Source organism: Ensifer sp. Root142 (genome assembly GCF_001426785.1).
Lineage (GTDB): Bacteria > Pseudomonadota > Alphaproteobacteria > Rhizobiales > Rhizobiaceae > Ensifer > Ensifer canadensis.
On record NZ_LMFK01000007.1, the window covers coordinates 109,060 to 125,572 of the forward strand.

The window sequence follows — 16,513 nt, forward strand, 5'->3', positions numbered from 1 at the left end:
CCATTGTCCTAGTTGTCACCAAGGGGCGAAGTCAGGCCGGTTCTTCCAGCCCGACGCTCAGCATACGCAACTCCGTCGTATGGGCATGGTGTGTCTTGCCGGTCCTCAGGTCCTGCGCGCTCAGTTGCTCCACCATTTCGCCGTTCAGCATGACGCCGACCTGACCACAGAGATGGGCGATCACGGCCAGGTTGTGGCTGACGAGAATGTAGGTGAGGTTTCGCGCTGCGCGAAGATCGGACAATAGGTTGAGGATTTCCGCCTGCACCGAAACGTCGAGCGCGCTCGTCGGCTCGTCGAGCAGCAGCACCTGCGGGTCGGCAATCAGTGCCCGGGCGATCGCCACCCGCTGGCGCTGACCGCCGGAAAGCTGGTGCGGAAACCGGAAGCGGGCCGCCTGCGGCAGCGCCACATCGGAAAGCGCCTGGACGATCCGCTTGTCGATATTGTCCATGCCGTGCACGAGCGGCAATTCGCTGAGAATACGGTCGATCGTCTGGCGTGGATGCAGCGAGCCGTAAGGGTCCTGGAACACCATCTGCACCCGGCGGAAGAAGGCGGGTGGGCGCTTCAGTGCCGCCGCTTCACCGCCAAAGGCGATGCGACCGTCCCAGCTTTCATTGAGCCCGGCCATCGCCCTGAGGATCGTGGATTTGCCCGAGCCACTTTCGCCGACGATGCCGAAGCTGTCGCCCTTCTTCACCGAAAACGAGACACCTTTGACGACTTCGCGGTCGCCGAACCTTATGCGGAGATTTTCAACGTCGATCATGCGGTGAGCCACGATGCATCGCGGTTGAGAACAGGCAGCCGGTCCCTGGGATGCGTGAGGGAAGGCATGCAGTTGAGGAGCCCCTTGGTATAGGGGTGGCGAGCGTTCAGCAGCTCCGATGCCTTCAGCTCTTCCATCACCCGCCCGGAATACATCACCGCGACGCGGTCGCAGAAATGCGAAACAAGCGGCAGGTCGTGGCTGATGAGAATGAGGCCCATGTTGCGCTCCGACACCAATTCCTCGATCAGCCGCAGGATTTCTGCCTGCACGGTAGCATCGAGCGCGCTCGTCGGTTCGTCGGCGATCAGCAGTTCCGGATCGGGTGCCAGCATCATCGCGATCATCACCCGCTGGCCCATGCCGCCCGAGACTTCGTGCGGGTAGGAGGCGGCAACTTCGCGCGGGTTGCGGATCTTCACCTGGTCGAGAAGGTGGACTGCCGCCTCGAGCGCCTGCTTCTTGCTGCCGCCCTTGTGGGCGCGCCAGGCTTCAGACACCTGCCGGCCGATGTTCATCACCGGGTTCAGCGAGTATTTCGGATCCTGCAGGATGAAGCCCGCCCGCTTGCCGCGGATCTGCCGCATCTGCTTTTCAGAGGCTGAGAGCACGTCGATGCCGTCGAAGGACAATCGGTCGGCGGTGATCGCGGCATTGCTGGGCAACAGCTTCATCAGCGCCCGCGCTGTCAGGCTCTTTCCCGAGCCGGATTCGCCGACGATGCCGAGTTTCTCCGCGCCGAGTGAAAGCGAGATGCCGCGCACCGCCTCGAAGCGCGAGGAGCGGTTCTCGAAGGCGATGCGGAGGTTCTGGATATCAACCAGCATGGCTCAGTCTCCCTTCGGATCGAGCACGTCGCGCAACCCGTCTCCGAGGAAGTTGAAGGCGAGCGACACGAGGAAGATCGCGATGCCCGGCACGGTCGCAACCCACCACTGGTCGAAGATGAAGCGCTTGGCGGTGGCAATCATCGCGCCCCACTCGGGTGACGGCGGCTGCGCGCCCATGCCGAGGAAGCCGAGGCTTGCCGCGGTGATGATGATCGAGCTCATGTCGAGCGTGATGCGCACGATCAGGCTGGGCACGCAGAGCGGCGCTGCATGGCGCATGATGATGCGCCATGGCGACGCACCGGTCAGCCGGCAGGCGGCGATGAAATCGCTGCGGCGTACCGTCATGGTTTCGGCACGGGCGAGACGCGCATAGGGCGGCCAGGCAGTAAGCGCGATGGCGAGAACGGCGCTCTCGACACCTGGCTTCAGCGCCGCGACGAAGGCAAGCGCGAGAATGAGCCTCGGGAAGGCGAGAAACACGTCGGTGACCCGCATCAGCACCGTATCGACGATGCCGCCGAAATAACCGGCAATGCAGCCGACAGCGAGCCCGATCGGCGCCACCAGAACGACCACGGAAACCACCATGCCGAGCGTCACGCGACCGCCGAAGAGGATGCGCGAGAAGATGTCGCGGCCGAGTTCGTCGGTGCCGAGCCAATGGGCAGCACTTGGGGCGGCAAGCCGGTTGGCCAGGTTCTGGATCGCCGGATCGTGCGGCGCCAGTACCGGCGCAAACACGGCAAGCAGCGAAAAGACGAGGATGATCGTCAGCCCGATCATCGCCAGCGGGTTGGACCTGAGCTTCAGCCAGATTCGATAGCGATGACCCCAGGAGGCCTGGGTGCGGGAGGCGGGCGTTTCATCCAGCGCCCAGTTTCGAAAGGTCGTAAGCATCATCGGACGCGGGGATCCAGTACACGATAGAGAAGGTCGGCGATGAGGTTGAGGCCGACATAGATGAGGCCGATCAGCAGGGTCGCTCCGACCACGGGGTTCATGTCGGCGTTCATCAGCGACACCGTCAGGTATTGGCCGAGGCCCGGCCAGCTGAACACGGTTTCGGTAACGACGGCGCCTTCGAGAAGTCCGGCATAGGTCAGCGCCAAGACTGTCACCAGTTGCACGGCTACCGTCGGGAAGGCGTGGCTCCAGATGACGGTCGATGCGGAGAGACCCTTGGCGCGCGCGGTGATGACGAACTCGCCCTTCAGCGCATCGACCATGAAGGCTCGGGTCATGCGGGTGATGTAGGCCATGCTGAAATAGGCGAGAATGCAGACCGGCTGCGCCATGTGCGCCACGGCGTCACGGAAAGCATCCCAGTCGCCGGCGATCAGTGTATCGATCGTCAACAGGCCGGTGACCGGATCGATCATGCCGTCGAAGATCACGTCCTGGCGGCCGGGTCCCGGTGCCACGCCAAGCGTCGCGTAGAAGATCAACAGCGAGATCAGCGACAGCATGAACACCGGAACGGAATGACCGGCGAGGCAGACGACGCGGATCGCCTGATCGACGAACTTGCCCTGCCGGACGGCCGCCCAGACGCCGAGCGGAATGCCGATTGCCGCCGACAGCAGCAGCGCCGCCGTCGCCAGCTCCAGCGTAGCCGGGAAGAACCGGGCGATATCGGTCGCAACCGGGTTGCGTGTCAGGATCGAGATGCCGAGATCACCGTGCAGCAATTGCCAGAGATAACGGAAGAACTGCACGATCAGCGGCTGGTCGAGGCCCATTTCGATGCGCGCGCGGGTGATCACCGCCTCGGAGGCGTTGTCGCCGACCGCGGCAATCACCGGGTCGACGGGCATGACGCGGCCGATCATGAAGGTGACGATCGTCAGGCCGAGCAGCGTCAGGAAGACGCTGCTCAACGTGGCGGAAAAGCTTCGGATACGCTTGTTCAAGCCTTGGACGCCTCTGCATAGGAATGGGAGTCCGACAGCGTGCCGAGCCGGATGCCGGCAACAGACTTGCGGCAGGCGGCCGTGGTCGTCGTCTGCAGCATGAAGATGAAGGGGCTGTGCTCCATATGGGCGCGCTGCAGCTCCTCGTAGAGCGCGATGCGCTTTGCCGGATCCTGCTCGTCGCGGGCGGCCTCGGCCTTCTTTGCCATCTCGGCGTCCTGCCAGGATGAGCGCCACAGGAAGGGGCGCGACTTGGCATCATCCGAATTGTCGGGGTTGATGTTGAAGACGTCGGCATTGGCGTGCGGGTCGAAGTAGTCCGATCCCCAGGCCGAGAGCGCCATCTGGTGCTCACGGGCGCGCATCTTGGTCAGCACCTGGCGGTTCTCGGCCGCCTGGAGCTGCACGCGGATGCCGATTTCGGCAAGGTTTGCCTGGATCGCCTGCGCCAGATCCGGATAGGGCTGTGCCGAATAATGATCCATCACGATGTCGAAACCGCCTTCGAGGCCCGCCTCGGCCATCAGCGCCTTGGCCCTGGCCACATCCTTCGTAAACGGCGTATCGTTGACGACGCCCGGATAGCCCTCGGGCAGGAAGCTCTGGTGGATCTTGTGGGTGAGGGGCACGATGTTTTCCTGCATGCCCTTGTAGTCAAGTGCGTGCTTGATCGCCTGCCAGACCTCAGGCTTTGCGAGGTTTGCCTGCTTCTGGTTGAGCGAGATCAGCACGAGCGAGGCGACGCCCTTGCGAACCAGCGTGTAGTTCTCGTCGCCCTGCAGGGTGCGCAGCTGTTCGGAGCTGAGGTTGCGGGCGATGTCGGCGTCGCCCTTCTGCAGCATCAGCAGCTGCGACGACGGGTCGGCAACGTGGCGTAGGATGATGCGCTTGATATTGCCCTTGTAGGGGCCGTTCGGATTGACCGTCAGCGCGACGCTCTCGCTCGGCTTCCAGGACTGCAGCGCGAACTCGCCCGAACCGGCGGTGTTCTTCTGCAGCCAGGCGTTGCCGAGGTCGCCGTCGACTTCGTTTTCGAGCGCGGCCTTCTTCTCGACGATGCTGCCGACATTGGCCGAGAGGCAGTAGAGCAGGAAGGAGAGCGATGCCGGCTCCTCGAGCGTCAGGCGTAGGGTCGAAGCATCGACGGCGACGATGCGCTCTTCGACATTCTCCGGCGTGAAGCCGAACTGGGCGATGATGAAGGCCGGGCCTTTGTTCATCTTGATGGCGCGCTGCAGCGAGAAGGCCGCATCTTCTGACGTAACCGGCGCGCCGCTGGCAAAGGTTGCGCCTGCGCGAAGCTTGAAGGTGAAGACCTTGCTGTCGGCATCGGTTTCCCAGGATTCAGCCAGGATCGGGTCGACCTTGTTGGCATCATCAAGGTTGGGATGAACGAGCTTCTGGTAGATATTGCCGCAGATTTCGCTGCCGACTGCCTCGAAGCTCTCATGCGGATCGAGGCTGGTCATGTTGTCGAGCTGCTGAGCGACAACCAGAATGTCCTTCGGCGTTTCGGCGAAGGCCGGAACCAGGCTGACATAGGACAGAAACGGCACGGCAGCGCCGCCGATCAACAGGTTGCGTCTGGAAATCATCGGAAATATCCCCTTCTCGGACTTAACGTCATGCGAACGGCCGTCGTGAGGTTTTCGCAGTTCACCTCACCGCCAACCGTGTTCCCTTGTTAGTGGCCGGATTAAGCACAACATGGCTTGGTGCTACCAATTCCGATTTCGGCAGGGCCTATGCATGGTTTGCATTTGCGCCGATGGACGGCTTTCCCCTAGGGCTGTCAGATGATTATGTTCGCGCGCGACGGCCAGTTTGAGTCGTGCGCAGTCGGCCGCCGTGGGCGGCAAACAAGTTGAAAGGCGGTCCCCAATTGGCAACACAGGCGAAAATTCCGGTCTTCGATGGACATAACGATGTGTTGTCCCGCTTGTGGCACTCGCAGCAGGCAGACGCCGAGGCCCGCTTCGTTGACGGCGGCGGCAGCGGTCATATCGATCTCGTCAAGGCGGAAAAAGGTGGGCTCGCCGGTGGTCTTTGCGCTGTCTATGTCGCGTCGCCCAGCATGCAGAAGGATGCTAATGGCGATTTCGCAACGCCGGATCAGCAGGATGCGCTGAAGAGCACGCTCGGCATGGCAAGCCTGCTCATGCGGCTTGAGCGGCGAGCGAGCGGCCGTCTGAAGATCTGCCGGTCGGCAGCCGATATCCGCCAGGCCATCGCCGACGGTGTGTTCGCCTCGGTGCTCCACGTCGAAGGTGTCGAAGCCTTCGCCGCCGATCTCGATGCGCTTTACGTGCTGCACGCCGCCGGCCTGCGCACGCTCGGGCCTGTCTGGAGCCGGCCGAACATCTTTGCCTATGGTGTGCCGTTCCGTTTCCCGTCGTCGCCGGATATCGGTCCCGGCCTGACGGAAAGCGGCAAGGATCTGATCCGGGCGTGCAACGAGCTCAGGGTCATGGTCGACCTGTCGCACATGAACGAGCAGGGATTCTGGGACATTGCCGCTCTGTCCAATGCGCCGCTGGTCGCCTCGCATTCCAACGTGCATGCGCTTTGCCCGCACAGCCGCAACCTCACGGATCGCCAACTCGACGCCATCAAGGATACCGGCGGCCTTGCCGGCATCAATTTCGGCGTGTTGTTCTTGCGGTCTGATGGCATCAAGAACCCGGACACCAGCCTCGAGCTTTTGGCCGATCACATCGACTACATCGCCAACCGCATCGGCATCGATCATGTCGCGCTCGGCTCCGACTTTGACGGCACCACGATCCCCGCGGCGATGCGCGACGCGGCCGACCTGCAGCAACTGGTCGACCTGCTACGCAAGCGAGGTTACGACGAGGCGACGCTCGCCAAGGTTTGCCACGGCAACTGGATCCGGGTGCTGGAAACGACCTGGGGCGCGTGAGATAGGGCGCGCAGCGAGCCTTATCAGTTCGCTGCGATTGCTGCTCCTGCCTCGTCGAACAGCGACGATCTCGCCGCATCAATACTGATGCCCACGGTCTCGCCGATGCGATAGGGCGTATCGGCGGGGGCGCTGACGTTGATCAACCCGAGTTTGCCGGCGCGCACGAAGACGCTGGTGTTGCCGCCAAGATATTCGCTGACCTCGACGGTGCCCCGGCAATGGCCGCTTTCGGGCGAAACCAGAGACAGATGTTCGGGCCGGGCGCCCAGATGCGCTGGCGCTGCAGCGCCGGATACTCGCAGCTGAATGCTGCCTTCGCCGGATAGGTCGAGCCCGCTAGCGCCGGGCTGGCAGGCCAGAAGGTTCATCTTCGGACTGCCGATGAACTGGGCGACAAACAGATTGGCGGGCGTCTGGTAGAGCGCCTGCGGGCTGCCCTGCTGCATGATGCGTCCGTCCTTCATCACCACGATCCTGTCGGCAAGTGTCATCGCCTCCACCTGATCGTGGGTGACGTAGATCATCGTCGCGCCGAGGGTGCGGTGCAGCTTGGCGATTTCGAGCCGCATGTCGACGCGTAGCGCCGCATCGAGATTGGAGAGCGGCTCGTCGAAGAGGAAACCGACGGGTTCGCGAACGATCGCTCGGCCGATCGCGACGCGCTGGCGCTGGCCGCCGGACAATTCCTTCGGGTAACGCTCGAGCAGGTGGGTGAGCTTCAAGGTCTCGGCGGCCGCCTCGACCTTGGCCTTGATCCGCCCAGTGGGCAGCTTTGCCAGCTTGAGGCCGAACCCCATGTTGCGGCGGACCGTCATGTGCGGGTAGAGCGCGTAGGACTGGAACACCATAGCGAGCTTGCGCTCGACCGGGGAGGCCGCAGTCACGTCGCGGCCGTCGATGAAGAGCTGGCCGGAGGTGGTCTCCTCCAGCCCGGCGATCATGCGCAGCAGTGTGGACTTACCGCAGCCGGAAGGGCCGACGATGACGACGAATTCGCCGTCGGCGATGTCGAGGTCGAGTTCGCGGATGATCTCCAGGTTGCCGTATTGCTTGCCGGCCTTTTTAAGTGAAATCGTAGCCATGGTTGTCTCCGAAATAAAGGTCAGCCCTTGACCGCGCCTGCTGTCATCGAGCCGCTGATCTGGCGATACATGATGAGGCCGAGCAGGACCGGCGGAAGCGCGCCGACGATCATCACGGCAGACGCCACGCCCCATTGCACGCCGCCGCCGCTGGCGGCGAAGAAGAACGATGCGCCGACGGTGATCGGCACGGCCTTGGAGGTCGTCAGCATCAGGCCGAACAGGAACTCGTTCCAGGCGGTGATGAAGCCGAAGATCAGGCTGGTGACGATGGCAGGGCGGCAGACAGGGGCGATCACCTTGAAGAGGATCTGCGTCCGGCTGGCGCCATCCATGAGCGCGGCCTCGTCGAGCTCGGCCGGCAGGTCACGGATGGCGTTGACGAGGATAACGAGCGCCAGCGGCAGGTTGACGATGGTCAGGATCAGCCCGAGGCCGAGACGGGTGTCGAGCAGCGCCAGCCACTGGAACATCATGTAGAGCGGGATCGCGAAGATGATGAGCGGAACGGCGCGCAGGTTGACGATGAACGGCAGCAGCGTCCGCTCGCCGAGCCGGCCGCGGGCAATCGCGTATGCCGCGGGAAGGGCGAGCGCCACCGCCAGCAACGTGCCGATCAAGGCGACCGAGAGACTGTTGAACAGATAGAGGAAGATGTTCAACCGGTCCGTCACCTGGAAGACCGCGAGATAGTTGTCGAGCGTTGGCGACTGCACCCAAAGGCCGGGATTGGTCGACAGCTCTCTGGTGCTCTTGAACGAGGTCGAAAGCGTTACCAGGATCGGAAAGTTCATGGCGAATGCGGCGATCGCAAACACCAGCCAGCGAAGCGTCGTGATCATCTTGTGGCTCCCTTTCGCCGGCTGGCAATGAAATTGAGGCCGTAAAGGACGGCAAAGGAGACGACGAACAGGATCACCGAGGCGGCGACCGCCTTGCCGATAGCGCCCTGCTTGAAGAAAGCCTCGTATATGTAGATCGACAGCGATGCGGTCGAACCGCCGGGGCCGCTGCCGGTCAGGACATACACATTGTCGAAGACGCGAAAGCCGTCGATGAAACGGATGAGCAGGGCGACGACGATCGTCGGCAGCATCAGCGGCAGCTCGATATACCACAGCCGATGGTGGCTCTTGGCACCGTCCATGGCCGAGGCTTCGGCGATCTCGGACGGGATCGCCTGATAGGCCATGTAGAACAACAGCAGCGCGAACGGCGTCCACTGCAGGGTCTCCACGACGACAAGCGTCCAGAAGGCCGAGCCGGGGCCGAGAAACGACAGGCTCGCACCGAAATAAGTCCAGAGGTAGTAGGGCACGGGGCCGACGAATTCATGCAGCACCAGCCGGTACATCAGGCCGACCAGTGCCGGCGCCACCATCAGCGGCAGCATCAGGATCGCCATCAGCCAGCTGCGCCGCTCGATCAGCGGCGACAGGAATATGGCGAGGAAAAGCCCGAGTGCGCATTCGAGTACGGCCGTCAGAAGGCCAAAGCGGAACGAGAACCAGCTTGCCTGCCAGAAGGCGCTGTCGCTCCACACGGCTACGAAATTCTCGAAGCCCGACAACTCGGGCTGACGCAACGTCTCGAACGAGACGTCGGAGACCGAATAGATCAGGTTGACGATCGCTGGAAAGCCGAGAAAGACGAGCAGGAACAGCACCACTGGCGTGGCGAGCAACTTGAATTCCTGGACAAGGGGGCGTTGCGAGGCTTTCGTCATCGGACCGATCTGTGTCTACCTGTCTTAGGGTGTCGGCGGCCACGGAGAGACAGTTTCCCGGCGGGCGCCTGTCACTCCTTGACTACCGGTATTGCCGAAGGGCACCGGCGACAGTCACCCGCCGCCAGTGCTTTCGCTTATTTCAGCAGTTCGGCCATGCCCTTTTCGGTATTGGCGAGCGCGTCGTCGATCGATTGCTGGCCGGACCAGTAACCGGTGAACTCCTTGGCCTGCAGTTCATAGACCGAGAGCGCCTTGGCCGAGGTGCCGCCGTTCATGACATAACCGTACTTGCCGGCGAACTCGCCGAGCTTGACGAGGTCCGGTCGTGCCTCGGCGACTTCGGCCACCACCTCCGGCGTCAGTGCCGGTGCGCCGTTGTTTTTCGCGTAGATCAGTGCTGCTTCCTTGGACGACAGCCATTTCAGAAACAGGGCCGCCCCTTCCTTGTTCTCGGCGTTCTTGTTGAGACCGAAGCCAAGGCCGTGGATATGGGTGAAGCGCCCTTCCGGACCGGCGGGAGGGGCTACGGTATCGGTGACCTCGGCCACAGTGGGTGACTTTTCCTTACTGGTCAGATCGCCGGCGGCGGCGTTCCATTGCAGCATGGCCGCCACCTGACCGGAAGCAAAGGCCGCGTTCGCTTCCGCAAACTCGTAGGAGAGCGAGTCGCGCGGGGTTGCGCCGTTGTCATAGAGCAGCTTGTAGATTTCCAGGCCCTTGCGATAGGCGTCGGAATTGACGGTGATCTTGCCGCTGTCGTCCATCCAGTTGGCGCCGTAGGCACGCGGCACCGACTGCCAGATCATGATGTTGAACAGCAGGTTCTTGAGCTGCAGCACGGTGCCGTAGCGCGTCGGGCTGTCCGGATTGACGGCTTGCGTGAAGTAAAGCGCCGTTGCGGCATAGTCGTCCCAGGTCCATTCGTCCGGAGCCTTCGGCTCCAGCTTCTTGCCCAGGTATTTCTCCGAGATCTCCGCATATTTCGCCTTTGCCGCATCGTCCTTCATCAGGGCGTCGATGAGGTCCTTGCGGAAATACATGAAATGCAGCGACAGGTCGGTCGGCACGCCGTACTGCTTGCCTTCATACTGCATCGTCGAAAGCACCGAGTCGCCATAGACGGCCTTGGCCTCTTCAGACAGTACGACCGGCTCCATGAACGGCGCGTAGCGGCCGATCGAGTAGGTGGCGAGCAGGTTGAGGTCGAATGCCTCGGAGCCGGCGGCAAGGTCGGCCTGCAGCTTGTCCCAGAAGCCCTCACGGTTGAAGAACAGCAGCTCGACCTTGTCCTTGTCGGCAACGTCGGGCTTTGCGTTGTAGGTGTCAGCGGCGGCGCGCAGCGCCACTTCCTCCGGGCCGCCGGGCCAGCCGAGCACGGTGACTTCTGCCAGTGCCTGGCTTGCCAGAAGGCTGGCGATACCGGCTGCGAGCAGCGCTCCTCGTTTAATGGTCGCAAGTGTCATCTTTGGTTCTCCCTCAAAGTTGTTGTTGACGCTCTGCAAGATCTGCGATGCCGACCACGCCGGCGTTCTCCCCGAGTTCGGCGGCGTGGATCGATGGCTTGAGGCGCGGCGGAAGGTCGCCCAGCGCGCGCTTGATGGATGTCAAGTAGCCCGGCGCCAACCCAATGCCGCCGCCGATGACGATGCGCTTCGGATCGAGCGCGAGTTGAATATTGCGGCACAGCAAAGCCGTCTGCCGCGCCGAGGCTTCCACGATCCGGCGCGCCCAATCATGCCCGGCGTCGGCTGCCGCAAAGACATCGCGGGCGGTGGCATCCCGTTGATGGGCGCTGGCCTCCCCGGCTATCCAATGGCCGGAAACCTGGTCTTCGAGCGTATGGTGCGTCGCCTCATCAAGGCGAAACTGGCCAAAGTGCCCGGCAAGGCCCCCGAGCAGACGGCCGTTGACGACGATGCCGCCGCCGATCCCGGTCGAAACCGTGAGGAAAACCATGTCCTCGCGCCGGCCGGCACCGAAGCTGAACTCGCCCCAGGCGGCCGCCTGGGCGTCGTTGGCGGCAAGGACGGGCGCGCCCGATAGGGCCGCGACCACGTCGGTCAGCGGGAAGCGATCGGGGATGTCGAGCGTGTTGCGGTTTAGCGCCGACCAATGACCGTCGTCGACGATGCCGGTAACGGCGACGCCGACCTTGTCATAGCGGCCCTTCCACATGGCGATGGCGTCGAACAAAGCCTGCAGCCATTCGGCCGGATCGCCGCCGCGGGGTGTCGCCATCTTGTGCGTTTCGAGAACGGTCCGGTCGCGCACCAGCGCCGCCAGCATCTTCGTGCCGCCAAGGTCGATGGAGAGGGTGGCCTGCGCCTGCGCCATCACATTCATGCCCCGCTCGATGCCAGGGTTTCGTCGAGCGCTGTGCGGAACCAGGAGGTCACGTGTTCCGGCCGGGTAATGGCGGAGCCGACAACGACGGTGAAGGCGCCGACCCGCAGCGCTTGCGACGCCTGTTCCGGGGTGCGGACGCAGCCTTCCGCAACGACGAAGGGCGTGAGTTTGCGCATGGCGGCAATGAGCGCGAAATCCGGTTCGGTCGGCTCCACCGGTCCGGTGTAGCCGGCGAGTGTCGAGCCGACTATTTCGGCGCCTTCGCGCAAGGCCTGCTCCGCGTCGCTGCTGACAGAGCAATCGGCCATGGCGATCTTTCCTGTTGCCTTGATGCGCTCGATCAGGCGCCTGGTCTCGACCGGGCGCGTCCGTTGCGTGGCGTCATAGGCGATGATATCCGCGCCCGCCGCGGCCAATGCATCGACATCCTCGATCAGCGGCGTGATGCGAACAGGCGAGGTCGTCAGGTCGCGCTTGACGAGGCCGATGATCGGCCGGTCGGTCGCCTGGCGAACGACGCGGACGTAGTCAGCAGATTCGATCCGGAGCGCCGCCGCACCGCCATTAAGCGCCGCCAAGGCGAAGCCGACGACCATCGCCGCGTTGTCCATGACGCCGCCTTTGACCGGCTGGCAGGAAACGATCAGTCCGTTCTTCAGGCTTTGGATCTCGAATGTCACGCCGGCTCCTCTGGCGCGGGTAACGACCTTTGGCGATATCAGCCGCTCCCCGCACGCGTTTGCTACTCGGCCGCATCATGGCTTTGAGGCTGTGTCAGCCCGTACCGTTGCGACCCGATCAGGCCATTACGGTAATAGGGCAAGACCAGATTGCAACAGGAATTAAACTGGTATTATCGCATAAGTTCGATGACGAAGTCGTAGACGTCGCCGCGATATTTGGTCTGGGTAAACTCGACGATCTGGCCGTCGGCGAGGAAGCAGCGGCGCTCCATGATCAAAAGGCTGGTGCCTTCGGGTGTCGCGAGCAGGCGGCGTTCTTCCTCGCTCGCGGGCTTTGCCTGCATGCGCTGCAGCGCCCGGACGGGAAGGGCGCCATGGGCGGCCAGATACTCGTAGAGCGAGGCGCCGATCGCCTCAGGCTGCGGCACGAAACGGGCGGGGAGTGCCGCGGTTTCGATGGCAATCGGGGTGTTGTCGGCGGTGCGCAGCCGCCGCAGTCGAACGATCTTTTCGCTGACGGGAATGCCGAGCGCCATCATCTCGGCCGGCGACGGACGGCTGATTTCCCGCGAGATCCAGACACAGCCGGGCTCGAGGCCGCGCGATCGCATGTCCTCCGAAAAACTCGTCATCGTCGCCAGGGATTTTTCGACACGGGAAGAGACGACGGTCTTTGCGCCCTGCCGCCGATCCAATAGCCCTTCGGCGACCAGGCCCTCAATGGCTTTTCTCACTGTCACCCGCGATATCGCCAGACCCTCGCTCAGGTCCCGCTCACTCGGAATGACTGCACCATGCCGTATGACGGAGGCGCCGATCGCCGCCTTGATCGCTTCCCCGAGCCGGCGGTAGAGCGGCTCGCCGCTCTCGCCGGACATGGTCTGCAACAGAAAATCGAGAGTTGCCTGATCGCTCATGGAGACACCTGCTTGAGATGCCTCCTTATGCAATATTTTTGTCCGGTGTTAAACTGGTATTGTACTGGGGGCCGAATTTTACGGCTTTTACCAAGCCGGTGCACGGCTCGACCGTTTATCAAGCCAGACTCAACGTCTGGCCTGCGGTGCCTGCACGATCGCCGCGACGATGAGGCGTACCAGTGGCAGCACGAGCAGCAGGCTTGGAAACGCCACCAGCCACGAAATGCCCCAGGCCTTCATCCACAGGGAGAACAGATCGGCTCTGAAGTCGGGATTGGCCGTGGTCGAGACGGCCGAGACGAGGCAGGACATCAGCACCGACAGCACCAGTGGCATGGCGACGGCGTTATAGCGCGGAGGAAGTTTCTTCGGCATTTGGGTCATGCTCCGGTTTCAAGGTTCAGGCGTGGGGCTGAAGGCGGGGATTGGCGCCGGCCGCCAGCTCTTCGATGAAGGACTGCAGGCTCCGGGGTTCCCGCCCAAGAGCGGCCCTGAGCGACAGGCTGTTGCCGCCAAGGCCGACGGCTGCGTAGTGCTCATAAACCTTGGCGAGCAGGCCTAGCTGGTGCTCGGTGTATTTTGCCCGCGCCGGAGCGGCCCATTCGTGGAAGCCGATCTCACCGGCCGCGATCGGCCGGCCAAGCGCCTTTGCCATCATCTCGGCGATCTCTTCCCTGTTGTGGCGACCATCGGCGCAGAGCTCGAGGCTGGCGTAGGCGAGCCGGTCCTCGGTCAGCGCGATCGCCGCCACCTCGGCGACGTCACGATAGTCGACGCGTGCCACACGCGCGGTCTTCGGAAAGGGTTCGGAAAAGACGCCCTGTTCGACGACGGTGGGCCAGGCTGAGCGGATGTTCTGCATGAAGTTTGCCGGGTGCAGGATGGTGTATTCGAGATTGGACGAATAGAGCGCATCCTCGACCGGTATCTTGGCGGCGTGGTTCTTCAGCCGCGTGTTCGTCGGCTGAATGACCGAGGAGAAGACGAACTTCCGCACGCCCGCACGCACCGACGCCTCGACCATCGCGATGCCCATCGCCGTTTCGTCCGGCGCGAAAGCCGGTCCGAGATGAAAGACGCCGTCGACGCCCTGCAGTGCGATGTCGAGGCTGTCGCGATCTCTAAGGTCGCCGACCGCAACCTGTTGGGCGCCAAGTGATTGCGCCAGGCTGGTATTGGACCGATCCCTGATCAGGGCGCGCACGACGGCGCCGCGGCGGACCAGTTCGGGAATGACAAGCCCGGCAAACCGGCCCGTTGCCCCGACGACAAGTATTCTATTTCCGGTGGCTTTCTTGCCTGTCGCTGTCATTCGATTTCGCCCTTGCTGTGCTCGTCTCATGCAATGTGAACGCAGATTATCGTTCGGCAAAAATTCGGACAATCATCCAAAGATGTGATTTATTCTCTACAAAAGCGGGATAATGGAATGAGCCGTATCGAAGACCTTGAAGTGTTCGTCGCCGTGGTGGAACTCGGCAGCCTGACGGCGGCGGCCAGCCGACTTGGCCGGCCGCTGCAGACCGTCAGCCGCGCGCTTGCCGCTCTTGAAGACGATATCGGCGTGGAACTCATCCACCGCACGACGCGCCGCTCGACGCTGAGCGAGGCTGGCGAGATCTTCTATCGCCGGATCAAGCCTGCCGTCGATGAAATCCGTGAAGCTCGGCTTGAGGCGGCGCAGCGACGGATGGAGCCTTCAGGCGTGCTGCGCATCGGCGCGCCAGCGCTGTTTGCCCCGCGCTTCCTGATGCCGATCGTTGCCGAATACATGAGGCAGCATCGAAAGGTCGAGGTTGAACTCGACCTTTCCGATGCGTTCGTCGACCTCGCAGACGGCGGGCTCGACATGGTGGTGCGGATTGGAGACCTTGCTGACTCCGGTCTGATGGGCAAGCGATTGGGCGCGCTGCGTCGTGTGATCTTCGGCACGCCGTCCTATTTCGCCGACCATGGCCGGCCGATGCACCCAAATGAACTCAAGCAGCACAATTGCGTCGTTCGTTCAGGTGGCGACCGGCCCGGCGCGTGGATGTTCACGATCGACGGCAAGCCGCGTGAGGTCAAGGTAGCCGGCCCGTTGCGGGTAAACGCCATGACGGCAATCTATGCCGCCGTCTGCGAGGGGCTCGGTCTTGGCTACTCTCCGCTCTGGCAGATCGAGCACTTGATCGCCGAGGGTCGGGTCGAGATTGTACTTCAAGAGTTCGAGCCTGCGCCCGTTCCGATCCACATCCTTTGGCGCGAGGGCAGGACGCCGACGGCGAAGGTCCGGACATTTATCGACCTCCTCAGCAAACGGCTCAAACTCGATCACCTCTGACGACGGCTCAGTGCTTGCCGTCTATTTCGCGAACTTCTTTGCACCGGCTACGCACAGCACGATGGCGCCGGTGACAGCCAGCATAGCCCAGCTAACCGGCTCGTGGAGAAGCGCTGCAGCTAGCGTGAGGCCGAAGAACGGTTGAAGCAGCTGCAACTGTCCGACGCCGGCGACGCCGCCAAGCGCCAGTCCGCGATACCAGAAGACGAAGCCGATCAGCATGCTGAAGACGGAGACATAGGCAAGCCCGGTCCAGGCCGCGCCATTCACCATCTCGAAGGACGGCGGGTTCGAGAAGAGGCCGATACCGATCATGACCGGCAGCGACAGTACCAGCGCCCAGCAGATCACTTGCCAGCCGCCGAGCTTGCGCGACAGGCTTGCTCCCTCGGCATAACCAAGACCGCAGACGATGATTGCGGCAAGCATCAGGAGGTCCCCGACCGGCGAGGCCGAAAAGCCCTGCGTGAGCGCGAAACCGGCAACCAGTGCGCTGCCGAGGCAGGAAAACAGCCAGAAGGCCGGATGCGGTCGCTCGCCGCCGCGAAGCACGCCGAAGACCGCGGTCGCCAAGGGCAACAATCCGACGAAGACGATCGAATGGGCCGAGGTCACGTGCTCAAGCGCCAGCGCGGTCAGCAGCGGAAAACCGAGAACGACGCCGAAGGCGACGATCGCCAGCGAGAAGAGATCGGCGCGCGTCGGCTTGGGTTGGCGAAAGACGAGGAGCAGGCAGAGGGCAAGTGCACCGGCGATGGCCGCGCGCGCGACCGTCAGGAACACCGGGTCGAAGTCCATGACGGCAGCGCGTGTGGCCGGCAGCGAGCCGCTGAAAATCAATACACCCACAAAGCCGTTTATCCAGCCGGTCGTCGTCCTGTCCATTGTTATCTCCAATGAAAGAACACAAGGGGCGAAACGCCTTCGATTGGCGGCTTTTCCTTGGGTTCGGTTGGTTATTGATCGGCATTTTCGCCGATCGGCTAAAT

General features: G+C 62.9%; 17 protein-coding genes. 2 read left to right on the forward strand and 15 right to left on the reverse strand.

Translation table 11 applies throughout. The features are described from left to right. Positions 1-31: 31 nt before the first annotated feature. The 5 genes from ASD52_RS09970 to ASD52_RS09990 are packed head-to-tail and all read right to left on the reverse strand — an operon-like array spanning position 32 to position 5,110. Entirely contained in the window at positions 32-772 is a 741-nt protein-coding gene (locus ASD52_RS09970; protein WP_057207562.1) for an ABC transporter ATP-binding protein, read from the reverse strand. Then, positions 769-1,599: an ABC transporter ATP-binding protein gene (locus ASD52_RS09975; RefSeq protein WP_057224073.1), complete on the reverse strand. Its 831-nt coding sequence runs from the start codon at positions 1,597-1,599 to the stop codon at positions 769-771. Before ASD52_RS09975 ends, ASD52_RS09970 begins: the two co-directional genes overlap by 4 nt. 3 nt (positions 1,600-1,602) lie before the next feature. Continuing rightward, on the reverse strand, positions 1,603-2,505 hold the full coding sequence (gene nikC, locus ASD52_RS09980; RefSeq protein ID WP_057207564.1) for a nickel transporter permease: 903 nt from the start codon (positions 2,503-2,505) through the stop codon (positions 1,603-1,605). Then, positions 2,502-3,515, reverse strand: a complete 1,014-nt coding sequence (locus tag ASD52_RS09985; RefSeq protein WP_057207565.1) for an ABC transporter permease — start codon at positions 3,513-3,515, stop codon at positions 2,502-2,504. Before ASD52_RS09985 ends, nikC begins: the two co-directional genes overlap by 4 nt. Then, positions 3,512-5,110 (reverse strand): ABC transporter substrate-binding protein, encoded by a 1,599-nt coding sequence (locus tag ASD52_RS09990; RefSeq protein WP_057207566.1) that lies wholly within the window; start codon positions 5,108-5,110, stop codon positions 3,512-3,514. The genes ASD52_RS09985 and ASD52_RS09990 overlap by 4 nt, the downstream gene beginning before the upstream one ends. A gap of 287 nt (positions 5,111-5,397) precedes the next feature. Here ASD52_RS09990 and ASD52_RS09995 point away from each other — a divergent pair, with 287 nt between their 5' ends. Further along, a complete protein-coding gene (locus tag ASD52_RS09995; RefSeq protein WP_057207567.1) occupies positions 5,398-6,438 on the forward strand; it encodes a dipeptidase in 1,041 nt (346 codons plus the stop codon). Positions 6,439-6,461: 23 nt separating this feature from the next. Here ASD52_RS09995 and ASD52_RS10000 read toward each other — a convergent pair whose 3' ends face one another. The 9 genes from ASD52_RS10000 to ASD52_RS10040 all read right to left on the reverse strand — a co-directional run bounded on the left by ASD52_RS10000 (position 6,462) and on the right by ASD52_RS10040 (position 14,513). Further along, entirely contained in the window at positions 6,462-7,523 is a 1,062-nt protein-coding gene (locus tag ASD52_RS10000; protein WP_025428402.1) for an ABC transporter ATP-binding protein, read from the reverse strand. Between the two features lie 20 nt (positions 7,524-7,543). Then, complete coding sequence (locus tag ASD52_RS10005; protein ID WP_057207568.1) at positions 7,544-8,365, reverse strand: carbohydrate ABC transporter permease; 822 nt, start codon at positions 8,363-8,365, stop codon at positions 7,544-7,546. Next, entirely contained in the window at positions 8,362-9,249 is an 888-nt protein-coding gene (locus ASD52_RS10010; RefSeq protein WP_057207569.1) for a sugar ABC transporter permease, read from the reverse strand. The genes ASD52_RS10005 and ASD52_RS10010 overlap by 4 nt, the downstream gene beginning before the upstream one ends. 137 nt (positions 9,250-9,386) lie before the next feature. Continuing rightward, a complete protein-coding gene (locus ASD52_RS10015) occupies positions 9,387-10,715 on the reverse strand; it encodes an extracellular solute-binding protein (RefSeq protein ID WP_057224075.1) in 1,329 nt (442 codons plus the stop codon). 13 nt (positions 10,716-10,728) lie between these two features. Continuing rightward, a complete protein-coding gene (locus ASD52_RS39905; RefSeq protein WP_234907996.1) occupies positions 10,729-11,595 on the reverse strand; it encodes an ROK family protein in 867 nt (288 codons plus the stop codon). Further along, the gene (locus ASD52_RS39910) at positions 11,592-12,278 is read right to left on the reverse strand and encodes a putative N-acetylmannosamine-6-phosphate 2-epimerase (protein ID WP_057224077.1); all 687 of its coding nucleotides are present in this window, start codon (positions 12,276-12,278) and stop codon (positions 11,592-11,594) included. The genes ASD52_RS39905 and ASD52_RS39910 overlap by 4 nt, the downstream gene beginning before the upstream one ends. 173 nt (positions 12,279-12,451) lie before the next feature. Next, positions 12,452-13,198, reverse strand: a complete 747-nt coding sequence (locus tag ASD52_RS10030) for a GntR family transcriptional regulator (RefSeq protein ID WP_025428406.1) — start codon at positions 13,196-13,198, stop codon at positions 12,452-12,454. Between the two features lie 129 nt (positions 13,199-13,327). Continuing rightward, positions 13,328-13,576 (reverse strand): DUF2798 domain-containing protein, encoded by a 249-nt coding sequence (locus ASD52_RS10035; RefSeq protein ID WP_057224092.1) that lies wholly within the window; start codon positions 13,574-13,576, stop codon positions 13,328-13,330. A gap of 25 nt (positions 13,577-13,601) precedes the next feature. Continuing rightward, on the reverse strand, positions 13,602-14,513 hold the full coding sequence (locus ASD52_RS10040; protein WP_057224079.1) for an NmrA/HSCARG family protein: 912 nt from the start codon (positions 14,511-14,513) through the stop codon (positions 13,602-13,604). 117 nt (positions 14,514-14,630) lie between these two features. Here ASD52_RS10040 and ASD52_RS10045 point away from each other — a divergent pair, with 117 nt between their 5' ends. Continuing rightward, positions 14,631-15,524 carry a LysR family transcriptional regulator gene (locus tag ASD52_RS10045; protein WP_057224081.1) on the forward strand — a complete coding sequence of 298 codons (894 nt, stop codon included), beginning with the start codon at positions 14,631-14,633 and terminating at the stop codon, positions 15,522-15,524. 21 nt (positions 15,525-15,545) lie between these two features. Here ASD52_RS10045 and ASD52_RS10050 read toward each other — a convergent pair whose 3' ends face one another. Further along, positions 15,546-16,409 (reverse strand): DMT family transporter, encoded by an 864-nt coding sequence (locus tag ASD52_RS10050; RefSeq protein ID WP_057224082.1) that lies wholly within the window; start codon positions 16,407-16,409, stop codon positions 15,546-15,548. Positions 16,410-16,513: the final 104 nt, after the last annotated feature.